The organism is Pseudomonas sp. JUb52 (assembly GCF_004341115.1).
GTDB classification, from domain to species: Bacteria; Pseudomonadota; Gammaproteobacteria; order Pseudomonadales; family Pseudomonadaceae; genus Chryseomonas; species Chryseomonas oryzihabitans.
In genome coordinates this window covers 1-13,193 of sequence record NZ_SLYS01000006.1, presented here as the reverse complement: position 1 = coordinate 13,193, position 13,193 = coordinate 1, and the positions used below count along the sequence as shown (strand labels likewise).

11 protein-coding genes are annotated in these 13,193 nt (G+C 65.7%); 8 read left to right on the top strand and 3 right to left on the bottom strand.

Translation table 11 applies throughout. The features are described 5' to 3' along the window. Complete coding sequence (gene deoA, locus EC839_RS11645) at positions 1 to 1,311, top strand: thymidine phosphorylase (RefSeq protein WP_007159698.1); 1,311 nt, start codon at positions 1 to 3, stop codon at positions 1,309 to 1,311. Between the two features lie 179 nt (positions 1,312 to 1,490). Here deoA and EC839_RS11640 read toward each other — a convergent pair whose 3' ends face one another. Both EC839_RS11640 and EC839_RS11635 read right to left on the bottom strand, forming a co-directional pair. After that, entirely contained in the window at positions 1,491 to 2,303 is an 813-nt protein-coding gene (locus EC839_RS11640; protein ID WP_007159697.1) for a cyclic nucleotide-binding domain-containing protein, read from the bottom strand. Positions 2,304 to 2,433: 130 nt separating this feature from the next. Beyond that, entirely contained in the window at positions 2,434 to 3,981 is a 1,548-nt protein-coding gene (locus tag EC839_RS11635; RefSeq protein ID WP_007159696.1) for a bifunctional aminoglycoside phosphotransferase/ATP-binding protein, read from the bottom strand. 153 nt (positions 3,982 to 4,134) lie between these two features. Here EC839_RS11635 and mrcB point away from each other — a divergent pair, with 153 nt between their 5' ends. From mrcB to EC839_RS11620, 3 genes are read left to right on the top strand one after another with little or no spacing between them, the layout of a single operon-like run. Beyond that, positions 4,135 to 6,477, top strand: a complete 2,343-nt coding sequence (gene mrcB, locus EC839_RS11630; RefSeq protein ID WP_007159695.1) for a penicillin-binding protein 1B — start codon at positions 4,135 to 4,137, stop codon at positions 6,475 to 6,477. A 35-nt stretch (positions 6,478 to 6,512) separates the two neighbouring features. Then, a complete protein-coding gene (locus tag EC839_RS11625; protein WP_007159694.1) occupies positions 6,513 to 7,265 on the top strand; it encodes a M48 family metallopeptidase in 753 nt (250 codons plus the stop codon). Beyond that, positions 7,265 to 7,591 (top strand): YqcC family protein, encoded by a 327-nt coding sequence (locus tag EC839_RS11620; RefSeq protein WP_007159693.1) that lies wholly within the window; start codon positions 7,265 to 7,267, stop codon positions 7,589 to 7,591. Before EC839_RS11625 ends, EC839_RS11620 begins: the two co-directional genes overlap by 1 nt. Position 7,592: 1 nt before the next feature. Here EC839_RS11620 and EC839_RS11615 read toward each other — a convergent pair whose 3' ends face one another. After that, complete coding sequence (locus EC839_RS11615) at positions 7,593 to 8,057, bottom strand: DUF4124 domain-containing protein (protein WP_132832557.1); 465 nt, start codon at positions 8,055 to 8,057, stop codon at positions 7,593 to 7,595. 398 nt (positions 8,058 to 8,455) lie between these two features. Here EC839_RS11615 and EC839_RS11610 point away from each other — a divergent pair, with 398 nt between their 5' ends. The 4 genes from EC839_RS11610 to pssA all read left to right on the top strand — a co-directional run bounded on the left by EC839_RS11610 (position 8,456) and on the right by pssA (position 12,737). Then, positions 8,456 to 10,180: an acetolactate synthase 3 large subunit gene (locus EC839_RS11610; protein ID WP_007159691.1), complete on the top strand. Its 1,725-nt coding sequence runs from the start codon at positions 8,456 to 8,458 to the stop codon at positions 10,178 to 10,180. A 2-nt stretch (positions 10,181 to 10,182) separates the two neighbouring features. Then, positions 10,183 to 10,674 (top strand): acetolactate synthase small subunit, encoded by a 492-nt coding sequence (ilvN, locus tag EC839_RS11605; RefSeq protein WP_007159690.1) that lies wholly within the window; start codon positions 10,183 to 10,185, stop codon positions 10,672 to 10,674. 26 nt (positions 10,675 to 10,700) lie between these two features. Further along, entirely contained in the window at positions 10,701 to 11,717 is a 1,017-nt protein-coding gene (ilvC, locus tag EC839_RS11600; protein WP_007159689.1) for a ketol-acid reductoisomerase, read from the top strand. A 165-nt stretch (positions 11,718 to 11,882) separates the two neighbouring features. After that, on the top strand, positions 11,883 to 12,737 hold the full coding sequence (gene pssA / locus EC839_RS11595; RefSeq protein ID WP_007159688.1) for a CDP-diacylglycerol--serine O-phosphatidyltransferase: 855 nt from the start codon (positions 11,883 to 11,885) through the stop codon (positions 12,735 to 12,737). Positions 12,738 to 13,193: the final 456 nt, after the last annotated feature.

Sequence of the window (13,193 nt, the reverse complement as noted above, 5' to 3'; positions counted from 1 at the left end):
ATGTGGCTTGCCCAGGAGGTGATCCGCCAGAAGCGCGATGGCCTGGAACTCACGGCTGCGGATCTCCAGCGACTGGTCCGCGGCATCGTCGACGACAGCCTCAGCGAGGGCCAGATCGCCGCCTTCGCCATGGCCACCCTGCTGCGCGGCATGACCGCTGCGGAGCGTACCGCCCTGACCCTGGCCATGCGCGACAGCGGCCAGGTGCTGCGCTGGGACCTGCCCGGGCCGGTGGTGGACAAGCATTCCACCGGCGGCGTGGGAGATCTCACCAGCCTGGTGCTGGCGCCGCTGCTCGCCGCCTGTGGCTGCCATGTGCCGATGATCTCCGGGCGCGGCCTGGGCCATACCGGCGGCACCCTGGACAAGCTGGAGAGCATCCCCGGCTATCGCATCCGGCCTGGCCTGGCGCGCTTTCGCCAAGTGGTGGCCGAGGTGGGGTGCGCCATCGTCGGTCCGGACGCCGATCTGGCCCCGGCCGATCGCCGCCTCTATGCCATCCGCGATGTCACCGCCACGGTGGAATCGGTGGACCTGATCACCGCCTCCATCCTGGCCAAGAAATTGGCCGCCGGCCTGGACGTGCTGGTCATGGACGTCAAGACCGGCGGCGGCGCCTTCATGGCCGAGCGCGACGCGGCTCTGCACCTGGCCGACAGCATCGTCGAGGTCGCCGAAGCCGCCGGGGTCCGGACCCGCGCCCTGGTCACCGACATGGGCCAGCCCCTGGCGCGCAGCGCCGGCAACGCCCTGGAAGTGGAGGAGGCCATCGCCCTGCTGGCGGGCGAGGTACGCAGCGAGCGCCTCTGGCAGGTGATCCAGGCGCTGGCCGAGGAAACGCTGCAACTGGCCGGACTGGCCAGGGATGCCGCCGCCGCCGAGCGTCTGGTGCTGGAGGCCTGGCAGAGCGGCGCTGCCCTGGCGCGTTTCGCGGCGATGAACCTGGCCCTGGGCGGCCCCTCCGACCTGACCGAGCGGCCCTGGCAGCATCTGCCCCGGGCTCCGGTGGTGCGCGCCGTCCATCCGGCCCGCCCGGGCTGGGTGCGGCAGGTGGATACCCGCGCCCTCGGGCTGCTGGTGGTCGAACTGGGTGGCGGACGGCAACGTCCGGAGGATGAGGTGGATCCCGCCGTAGGCTTGGCTGATCTGGCATTGCCCGGCGAGTGGGTCGACGAACACCGGCCCCTGGGGGTGATCCATGCCGGCGACGCCCAGAGCGCCGCGCGGGCTGCCCAGCACCTGCAGCTGGCCTACGGCCTGGGGGAGGAGCGGCCGGCCGATGCCGTGCCCGCCGTGCTGGATAGGCGCTAGCGCCGGATTCCAGACAAAAAAAGACCCGGCAGAGCCGGGTCCAAAACCGTGATTAGCCTGATGAGGAGATAACCCGAAAGACCAACTGCTGGACCTTCAGTTATCGACCGATCTCGCGACCGGCTGATTTGAATAATAACAATTCTCATTCCATCGTCAAGCGTATTCGAGAATATTTCTTAATTACTGCTGGAAGGTCGCTCCGGGGCACCTCGCAGGCGGGTGACCTCCTTGTTCAGGGTGTCGATATGGCGCGCCATGTTCTCGATCAGGCTGTGGGCGATGCGCGGGGTGGTCTCCATCAGGGAGACGAACTGATCCTGGGGGATCACCAGCACGGTGCAGACGGTCTTGGCGATGACGCTGGCGGTACGCGGCGTATGGGTGAACACCGCCAGGGCGCCGACGATCTCGTCCTGGCAGACCTCGCCGACCTTGCAGCCATCCACCCAAGCCTCGGCATGGCCTTCGGTGATGACGAAGACATGCTCGGCGGAATCGCCCTGGCGGATGATGACCTCGCCGGCGGCATAGCGACGAAAGCCGGTGGCCGGCTGGGTGACCGGCGGCTTGAGCCGGATCAGCGCCTGGGCCAGCAGCGATTGCTGGCCCAGCATGTACCTCAGCAGGGCATCGCGCTGGGCCGGGGTGGCGGTGGCCGCCGCGAGAAAGGTCTCGCGGTCGTAGGGCAGCACCCGCACGTCGGCCTCGCTCTCGTAGTTGAGGGTCGGCAGATCCAGGGTGCGCCCCAGGCCGATCAGGTCGCCCTCGCCGAGCTGGAACAGCGCCCGCTGATCCAGGACCACCCGCAACGGACCGCGCTGGATCAGATAGACCTCGTCATTGCGCATCCAGTCCTGCAGCAGGGCGGCGGGACTCAGCTGCAGGGGCTGCCGACTCGGCGCCACACCACTGACCAGTCGCGCCGGAATGGCCTGCAGCGCCTGACGCAACTGATCGACATAGGGAGGCTGATCGCCGATGAGGTACATGGTGCCAATTCCTTCTTGTTACGCAGAGGTTGTGACGTGGGTCGCACGATAAGCCGCTCGTCGGCGACCGTAAATCCACAACTCCACGAGCTGTGACGGAACGCTTGTTCTGCCCCCCAGGAGGTCGTGGTCAGGCCGAGGCGCGACCCAGGCGGCGCAGCAGGCGAGCCGGCAGGGCCTCCAGCTGTCCGGCGCGACCCAGCTCCACCACCAGCGCCCGATCCTGCTCGGCGGGTTCGAGCGGATCCTGGGCCTGGCGCTGTGCGGCTACCACTGCGAGGGTGGCTTCGGAAGGATCGGTCCCCTCGGCCTGGCGCTCCTGCAGCCAGCGGGCGATGAGTTCGTCGTCCGCCTGGCAGTCGATGATCAGCAGGGGCGCGGCCTGGGCTTCGGCCAGTGCCTGGGCCGCGGCGCGCTGGGCCTGCTTGAGGTAGGTGGCGTCGAGCACCAGCGGATAACCGGCCGCCAGCACCTGGGCGCCGATCTCGTGCAGACGCGCATAGGTGGCTTCGCCGGCTGCGGCGCTGTAACGGGTGGCCTCGTCGCTGTCGGCATAGAGGCGCTGGCGCTCGACATCGGATCTCAGGCGAATGGCGCCCAGCGCCTCGACCAGGGCCAGGGCCACGGTGCTCTTGCCGATCCCCGACACCCCGTGCATCACCGCCGCGAAGGGCTGGGGCACCTGGGTATAGCCCTCGGCCAGGGCCGTGTAGCTGCGATAACTGGCAAGGATCTCGGCCCGCAGCGCCGGCTCTTCGGCCTGGCCCAGGCGGAACAGGGCGATCTTGGCGCGCACCATGGCGCGATAGGCCTTGTAGAAGTCGAGCAGGGCGAGGCCGCTGTAGTCGCCGGTGGCCTCGAAGTAGGCGTTGACGAATCTGTTGCTCAGGGCCTTGAGGCCGCGGTCTTCCAGGTCCATGGCCAGGAAGCCGGCATCGCCCATGGTGTCGGTCAGGCGGAAGGGCTCGTTGAATTCGATGCAGTCGAACAGCACCACCTCGCCGTCGAGCAGGGTGGCGTTGGCCAGGTGGATGTCGCCATGGCATTCGCGGATGAAGCCATCACGGCAGCGGGCCTCGAACAGCGGCAGCAGGCGCGCGTAGCTGGCCTCGGCCCAGGCTTCCAGCTGGTCGAGCTGCTGGAGATCGGCCGCTTCGCCGAGCATGGCGCGGATCTGCTCGAAATTCTGCCGCACCGGCGCCATGGCGGCGTCCGGGGTGCACAGCGGATGCTCGGTCCCTACCTGGGGTGCGGCCAGGTGGAAGCGCGCGATCTGTGCGGCCAGGGCGTCGATGTGCGCCTCGGTCAGCTCGCCGCGCTGCTGCACCTCGCTGAGCAGCTGGCTCTGGGGGAATTCGCGCATGCGCAGGGCGTATTCGATCACCGGACCGCTGCCGCCCAGCTCGGGAGCGCTTTCGCTGCCGGTGATGGCCACCACGTCCTGGTAGAGATCGCGGGTCAGGCGCTGATTGAGGCGCAGCTCCTCGCGGCAGAAGTGGCCGCGTGCCTCCAGGTCGGTGAAGTCGAGGAAACCGAAATTCACCGGCTTCTTGATCTTGTAGGCGACCTCGCCGGTCAGCACGACCCAGGAAATATGGGTTTCGATGACCCGGAACGCCGAGGTGGGATGGGGATAGAGCGCCGGGTTCTGCAGGGCGGAAATCAGGAGCTGGCTCACGGGCGGTCCTTGTAGGGAGTGGATGGCGGCATTATCGCTGCCAGGGCGGTCCACGCAAGCCGCGACACCGGGAAGGGGCGTCCTTGAACCCCAGCTGACGAAGCGCTGGCAGGCCGCTGTCGGCCACCGGGCAAGTGCGTATAATGCGCCGCCATGAAGCGACCCCGATCCTCTCGTTCCCGCAAGCGCAAGACCTTTGACTGGCGCCGTCTGTCCGGCTGGGCAGTCAAGCTTGGTCTGGTCGCGCTGGTAGCCCTGGCTGGCGTATGCATCTATCTGGATGCCGTGGTCCAGGAAAAATTCTCCGGCAAGCGCTGGACCATTCCGGCCAAGGTCTATGCCCGGCCGCTGGAATTGTTCAATGGCGTCAAGCTCAGCCGTGACGACTTCCTCACCGAACTCGATGCCCTCGGCTATCGCCGCGAGAAGACCGTGGACGGCCCCGGCAGCGTCTCCGTGGGCGCCTCCACGGTCGAGCTGAACACCCGTGGCTTCCAGTTCTACGAAGGCGTCGAGCCGGCCCGGGCGATCCGCGTGCGCTTCGCCGGCGGCACCGTCTCCGGCGTCAGCGCCCTGGATGGCAGCAATCTCGCCGTGGCCCGCCTGGAGCCGCTGATGATCGGTGGCATCTATCCGGCACATAACGAGGATCGCATCCTCATCAAGCTCGACCAGGCGCCGCCGCACCTGGTCGATGGCCTGGTGGCCGTCGAGGACCGCGAGTTCTGGCATCACCACGGCGTCTCGCCGAAGTCCATCGCCCGGGCGGTCTGGGTCAACGCCACCAGCGGCCAGGTGCGCCAGGGCGGCAGTACCCTGACCCAGCAGCTGGTCAAGAACTTCTACCTCACCAACGAGCGCAGCATCACCCGCAAGGGCACCGAAGCCCTGATGGCGCTGCTGCTGGAGCTGCACTACAGCAAGCAGGAGATCCTCGAGGCCTACCTCAACGAGGTGTTCCTCGGTCAGGACGGCTCGCGCGCCATCCACGGCTTCGGTCTGGCCGCCCAGTACCTCTTCGGCCAGCCCTTCAGCGAGCTGAAACTGCATCAGGTCGCCCTGCTGGTCGGTCTGGTGAAGGGCCCGTCCTACTACAACCCGCGCCGTTACCCCGAGCGCGCCATGACCCGCCGCAACCTGGTGCTCGACCTCATGGCCGAGCAGGGCGTGGTCAGCGCCACCGAGGCCGAAGCGGCCAAGGCTCGGCCGCTGGGCATCACCAAGGCCGGCAGCCTGACCAACAGTTCCTTCCCGGCCTTCGTCGACCTGGTCAAGCGCCAGCTCAAGCAGGACTACCGCGACGAAGACCTCACCGAAGAAGGGCTGCGCATCTTCACCAGCTTCGACCCCATCCTGCAGACCAAGGCCGAAGCCGCAATGGGCGAGACCATGAAGCGCATCGACGGCCGCAAGGGTGCGGAAAACGTCGAGTCGGCCATGGTGGTGACCAATCCGGAAACCGGTGAGGTCCAGGCGCTGCTGGGCGGCCGCGATCCGCGCTTCGCCGGCTACAACCGCGCCCTCGATGCGGTGCGCCAGGTCGGCTCGCTGATCAAGCCGGCGGTCTATCTCACCGCCCTGGAGCGCCCCAGCAAGTACACCCTGACCACCCTGATCCAGGACGAGCCCTTCTCGGTGAAGGGCGCCGATGGCCAGGTCTGGCGGCCGCAGAACTACGAGCACAAGGCGCACGGCACCATCTTCCTCTATCAGGGGCTGGCGCATTCCTACAACCTGTCCACCGCGCGCCTGGGCCTGGATCTCGGGGTCCCCGAGGTGCTCAAGACCGTCGCGCGCCTGGGTGTAAGTCGCGCCCTGCCGCCCTATCCGGCGACCCTGCTCGGCGCCGGCGCCCTGACGCCCATGGAAGTGGCGACCATGTACCAGACGCTGGCCAACGGTGGCTTCAACACGCCGCTGCGCAGCATCCGCAGCGTGCTCGACGCCAATGGCGAGCCGCTCAAGCGCTATCCTTTCCAGATCGAGCAGCGCTTCGATACCGGCGCCATCTACCTGGTGCAGTACGCCATGCAGCGCGTCATGCGCGAGGGCACCGGGCGCTCGGTCTACAACCAGATCCCCACCAGCGTGAACCTGGCGGGCAAGACCGGCACCACCAACGATTCCCGCGACAGCTGGTTCTCCGGCTTCAGCCAGGATCTGCTGGCGGTGGTCTGGCTGGGTCGCGACGACAACGGCAAGACACCGCTGACCGGTGCCACCGGCGCCCTGCAGGTCTGGAGCAACTTCATGCGTCGCGCCGATCCGGTCTCCCTGGACATGCCGGTGCCGGACAACATCACCCAGGCCTGGGTCGATGCCACCACCGGGCGCGGTACGGATCCCTCGTGTCCCAACGCCGTGCAGATGCCTTATATTCGCGGCAGTGAGCCGCCACCGGGCGCCTCCTGTGGTGCGCCGGCCGCACCCGCCGCCGGCGGCAACGGCAACGGCGGCAATCCGGTCATGGATTGGGTCAAGGGTTGGTTGAATTGAGAGGTCCCAAGGTGACGAAAGCAGTCTGGCCGGTGATGATCGCCGGTGTTCTCCTCGCCGGTTGCGCCGCGCCGCAGCGTGGCGCCATCCCCGTGGTCGATTCCGGCGGTCCGGTGTCCAACGGCGAACTCTATCGCCAGGGCAACAACCGGCCCCTGCCGGCGCAACGTCAGGCCCCCGTGGCCGCCGCGCCCAGCGCGCCGGCCGATTCCGGGGTGACCGTCATGGTGCCAGGCGGTAGCTCCGCGCCGCTGGAAACCTATGCCGCACCGGCGGCCTCGGCGCCGCTGATCACCTCGTCCAGTCCCAGCGCGCCGCCCGCCCAGGCGCCGGTGCAGCCGAGCTACTCGCAGCCGGTCTATCCGCCCGCCACCCCGAGCGGCTCCGCGGCCGCCAGTACGGCGCCGACCGGCATTCCCTCCACCAGCAATTCCAGTGGTGGCGGCCTGGCTGCCGACGAACAACTCGACGGTCCGGTGCTGGCCCTGTTGACCACCGCCCAGCAACAGCAGAGCGGCGGCGATCTCAACGGTGCCTCCTCGAGCCTGGAACGCGCCCAGCGCATCGCCCCGCGCGAGCCCCAGGTGCTCTATCGCCTGGCCCAGGTGCGCCTGGCGCAGAACGATCCGGCCCAGGGCGAGCAACTGGCCCGGCGCGCCCTGACCTACGCCAATGGCCGTCCGGCCCTGCAGGCCAGTCTCTGGCAACTGATCGCCCAGGCCCGCGAGGCCCAAGGTGATGCCTCCGGCGCCGCCCTGGCCCGGCAGAAGGCGCAGGTGGGTACCTGATGGACGAGCGCCTGCCCGCCCTGGCCGATCAGCTGCTGCAGATCGAGCGTGAATTACGCCTGCTCGGCTGGTGGTCGGCGCAGGCGCCCAGCGCCGAGGCCCTGGCCAGCCAGGAGCCCTTCTGCGTCGACACCCTGAGCTTCGCCCAGTGGCTGCAGTGGATCTTCGTGCCGCGGATGAAGCTGATCATCGAGAGCGATGCGGTCCTGCCGGCGCGCTCGGGCATCCGGCCGATGGCCGAGATGGTCTACCAGGGCAATCTCGATCCGGTCCTGCCGCTGCTCGCGTCCCTGGCCGAATTCGACCGCATCATCGAAAGCGCCTGAGCTACTTGCCGCAGTTCTGCTCGATGGACAGTTGAGTCTCGGCCAGTCGCTGCTGACGTTCCTCTTCGCTCAGTCGCCGCGTATCGCCCCGCCCGGACTGCACCAGGATGCGCGGATTGTTGCGCAGCTGCGCCAGATTCTGGCGCGCCTGATCGCACTGCTCCTTGAGCTTGTTCTGCTCCTCGCGCACCTGCGCCTTCACCCGGCGATCCAGTTCCTGCTGCTGGGCGTCGTTGGACACCGATGGCTGCTGGGCACCGTTGGGCATCTTGTAGGTGGGCGCAGTGCCACTGCCATTGATCTGCGGCGCTGTCTTCACGTCCACCTCGTTGGCCTTCTGGCCCTCGGGCGGCTGGGCACTGAAGTGGGTGACACCCTTGTCATCGGTCCACTTGTAGACCTGCGCGGCCTGGGCGGACAGGCTGCAGGCGAAAGCCAGGGCGGAAAGCCAGAAGATCGAGCGCATGGGAATCCTGGAAGGGGAGAGGACAGGACTTCACTATAAGAGGAGACGTCGACCTTTTCATCACGACTGATCGCCGACGACCGATTGCGCCCGGTTGCACCTTTCGGCTTGACTTGCACGGGTCGAATGCGAACAATCCAAAGTTCGCTGTAGCGAGTCGGCCCAAAGCTGACTGCTCGGCAGACCATGAGGTGCCTACCCGCGCCGCCACAGTCAAATACCCTGCACCGCGTTACCTCGCGTCGGGTGGAAGCTCCAGCATTCATCGGAATCTTCCAACAAGGCTTTCTAGGCAGCTGAATCGTCGGTGACCACCGTCGCCCATGCTCTGCCTTGCAGTCAACCGAACCTTGAGCGTCCACCGATGGGCGCTCGCCATGCGTGGAATGAGGTGATACGTGGAGCTATTAACTGGCGCTGAGATGGTCGTCCGCTTCTTGCGCGACGAGGGCGTGAAACACATCTACGGGTACCCGGGCGGTGCCCTGCTGCACATCTACGACGCCCTGTTCAAGGAACCGGCGCTCAACCACATCCTGGTTCGTCACGAGCAGGCCGCCACCCACATGGCCGACGGCTATGCCCGCGCCACCGGCAAGGCCGGCGTGGTCCTGGTGACCTCCGGCCCCGGCGCGACCAATGCCATCACCGGCATCGCCACCGCCTACATGGACTCCATCCCCATGGTGGTCCTGTCCGGCCAGGTGCCGAGCAACATGGTGGGCACCGACGCCTTCCAGGAAACCGACATGGTCGGCATCTCCCGGCCGATCGTGAAGCACAGCTTCATCATCAAACACCCCTCCGAGATCCCCGAAGTCCTCAAGAAGGCCTTCTACCTCGCCGAGTCCGGGCGTCCCGGTCCGGTGGTGGTCGACATCCCCAAGGACATGGGCGATCCGACCAAGAAATACGAATACGTCTATCCGAAGAAGATCAAGCTGCGCTCCTACAATCCGGCGCAGCGCGGTCATTCCGGGCAGATCCGCAAGGCCGTCGAGATGTTGGTGGCGGCCAAGCGTCCCATCCTCTATGCCGGTGGCGGCGTCATCCTCGGTGGTGCCTCCGCGACCCTCACCGAGCTGGCGCGTCTGCTCAACCTGCCGGTCACCAATACCCTGATGGGTCTGGGCGCCTACCCAGGCAGCGATCGCCAGTTCCTCGGCATGCTCGGCATGCACGGCAGCTACCAGGCCAACCTGGCCATGCACCACAGCGACGTCATCCTCGCCGTGGGTGCGCGCTTCGATGACCGCGTCATCAACGGTGCCACGCGCTTCTGCCCGAACGCCAAGATCATTCACGTCGACATCGATCCGGCTTCGATCTCCAAGACCATCAAGGCCGACGTGCCCATCGTCGGTCCGGTCGACAGCGTCCTTGCCGAGATGGTCGCCGTGGTCCGCGAGCTGAGCGAGAAGCCCCGTGCCGAAAACCAGGCCGCCTGGTGGAAGCAGATCGAGGAATGGCGCGGCGGTCGCGAGATGTTCCCCTACGACAAGGGCGACGGCAGCATCATCAAGCCGCAGACCGTCATCGAGACCCTGTACGACGTCACCGCGGGCGATGCCTACATCACCTCCGACGTGGGTCAGCACCAGATGTTCGCTGCCCAGTACTACCGCTACGACAAGCCCAATCGCTGGATCAACTCCGGCGGCCTCGGCACCATGGGCTTCGGCTTCCCGGCGGCCATGGGCGTCAAGCTTAACTTCCCGGACGCCGACGTCGCCTGCGTCACCGGTGAAGGCAGCGTGCAGATGAACATCCAGGAGCTCTCCACCTGCATGCAGTACGACCTGCCGGTAAAGATCGTCTGCCTCAACAACGGTGCCCTGGGCATGGTCCGCCAGTGGCAGGACATGCAGTACAGCAGCCGCTACTCCCACTCCTACATGGAATCCCTGCCGGACTTCGTCAAGCTGGCCGAGGCCTATGGCCACGTCGGCATGCGCATCGAGCGTCTGGAAGACCTCAAGCCGATGATGGCCGAGGCCTTCGCCATGAAGAATCGCCTGGTCTTCCTCGACATCGCCGTGGACAACACCGAACACGTCTATCCGATGCAGATCAAGGATGGCGCGATGCGCGACATGTGGCTGAGCAAGACGGAGCGGACCTGAACATGAGACACATCATCTCCCTGCTGCTGGAAAACGAGCCCGGCGCCCTGTCCCGCGTGGTCGGCCTGTTTTCCCAGCGCAACTACAACATCGAAAGCCTCACGGTCGCTGCGACCGAAGACCCGACCCTGTCGCGCCTGACCCTGACCACCATCGGCCAGGAAGAGACGGTCGAGCAGATCACCAAGAACCTCAACAAGCTCATCGAGGTGGTGAAACTGGTCAACCTGTCCGAGAGCGCCCACATCGAGCGCGAACTCCTGCTGATCAAGGTCAAGGCCACCGGCGCCCAGCGCGCCGAGGTCAAGCGCACCACCGATATCTTTCGCGGCCAGATCGTCGATGTCGGCAGCAGCGTGTATACCATTCAGCTGGCGGGCACCAGCGAGAAGATCGACAGCTTCATCCAGGCGATCGGCGCCGCGTCCATCCTCGAGGTGGTGCGTAGCGGCGTGACCGGAATTTCCCGTGGCGACAAAGCCCTGAGCATCTGATACCCCCTTTTCCAGGAGAACCTGCAATGCGCGTTTACTACGACAAAGACTGTGACCTTTCCATCATCCAGGGCAAGAAGGTCGCCATCATCGGCTACGGCTCCCAGGGCCACGCCCACGCCTGCAACCTGAAGGACTCCGGCGTTGACGTCGTCGTCGGTCTGCGCAGTGGCTCGGCCACCGTGGCCAAGGCCGAGGCCCATGGCCTGACCGTCAAGCCGGTCAAGGACGCCGTCGCCTCCGCCGACGTGGTCATGATCCTGACCCCCGACGAATTCCAGTCCAAGCTGTACAAGGACGAGATCGAGCCGAACCTGAAGCAGGGCGCCACCCTGGCCTTCGCCCACGGTTTCGCCATCCACTACAACCAGGTCGTGCCCCGCGCTGACCTGGACGTCATCATGATCGCCCCCAAGGCCCCGGGTCACACCGTGCGCTCCGAGTTCGTCAAGGGCGGCGGCATCCCTGATCTGGTCGCCGTCCACCAGGACGCTTCCGGCAATGCCAAGAACGTTGCCCTGTCCTACGCCTGCGGCGTCGGCGGCGGCCGTACCGGCATCATCGAAACCACCTTCAAGGACGAGACCGAAACCGACCTGTTCGGCGAGCAGGCCGTGCTGTGCGGTGGTGCGGTCGAGCTGGTCAAGGCCGGTTTCGAAACCCTGGTCGAAGCCGGCTACGCGCCGGAAATGGCCTACTTCGAATGCCTGCACGAACTCAAGCTGATCGTCGACCTCATGTACGAAGGCGGCATCGCCAACATGAACTACTCGATCTCCAACAACGCCGAGTACGGCGAGTACGTGACCGGCCCCGAGGTCATCAACGCCGAGTCGCGCGCGGCCATGAAGAATGCGCTCAAGCGCATCCAGAACGGCGAATACGCCAAGATGTTCGTGGCCGAGGGCGCGTCCAACTATGCTTCCATGACCGCCTATCGTCGCAACAACGCGGCTCACCCGATCGAGCAGGTCGGCGAGAAGCTGCGGGCGATGATGCCCTGGATCGCGTCGAACAAGATCGTCGACAAGACCAAGAACTGATCGGGCAGGGCGCCAGCCCTGTAACGAGCGGTAAAGGACGCGGCCTCGGCCGCGTTTTTTATTGCACTGCCCACGACCCCGGCAATGCCTTAGCATGGGAGGTTAGGCTGAACCCTATCCTCAAGCGGTCAGTCCAATCCGTCAGGTAATGCCCAAGGAAAATCCATGAGCGAGCGTCCCGAAGAAACCCCGTCCAACACAGCCACCGACGGCCTCATCCCCGTGGATGAACACATCGAGGAGACGCAGGACGCCCAGGGGCGCAAGATCAGACGCCGTGGCGTGTACCTGCTGCCCAACCTCTTCACCACCGCGGCACTCTTTGCCGGCCTCTATTCGATCATCAAGGGTGTCGCGGCTCAGACCGCCTTCATCCAGGGGCAATACGACATTGCCTCCGCCGGCTTCTCGGCCGCCGCCGCCGCCATCTTCATCGCCATGGTGCTCGATGGCCTGGATGGTCGCGTAGCCCGCATGACCAATACCCAGAGCGCCTTCGGCGAGCAGTACGACTCGCTCTCCGACATGGTCGCCTTCGGCGTCGCACCGGCGATCCTGGCCTTCCAGTGGGCCCTGAGCGGCCTGGGTAATGTCGGCTGGGCCGTCGCCTTCATCTATGTAGCCGGCGCCGCCCTGCGTCTGGCTCGCTTCAACACCCAGATCGGCTCGGTGGACAAGCGCTACTTCATCGGCCTGGCCAGTCCTTCCGCGGCGGCCCTGGTGGCCGGTACCGTCTGGTGCTTCAGTGACTTCGGCATCCAGGGGTCCAAGCTGTCGCTGCTGGTCGCCCTGATGGTCGCTGCAGCCGGCATGCTCATGGTCAGCAACTTCAAGTACTGGAGCTTCAAGACCCTGGGCCTGAAAGGACGCGTCCCCTTCGTGGTCATCCTGATCGCCGTGCTGGTCTTCGCCGTGGTCTTTACCGATCCGCCGCGCGTCCTGCTGCTGGGCTTCCTGGCCTATGCGGTTTCCGGACCCTTCACCACTCTCTGGCGCAATCGCCGTATCGGCCGTGCCTAACGGCATCCGGGGGGCTATAAGAAAGGGGCTGCGCGAGCAGCCCCTTTCTTATTTTGGCCTTTCTAAAAATAACCTGTTGACCTGTCATGAAACTCCCCTATAATGCGCCCCACTTCCGGCGCAGACGCTGAAGCGGCTTGAAAATCAAGCACTTAGGTCTGAGCCGGGCGAGGGGTCCACGGATTCTTCGCCATTTGGCTCTCACCTCAGAGTGGCAGCGAAATGAAACGGAGGGGGTTGACAGCGTCTGAGGATGCTGTAAGATTCGCCTCCCGCTGCCGAGATTGGTTAGACCGGTCAGGCAGGCGCAAGTGGTTGAGTTGAAACGAAAAATTTCAAATCAACGCTTGACAGGATGTGAGGACAGCGTAGAATGCGCGCCTCGGTTAGCGACACGGTCGCAACCAACTGCTCTTTAACAAGTTGAATCAAGCAATTCGTGTGGGTGCTTGTGAG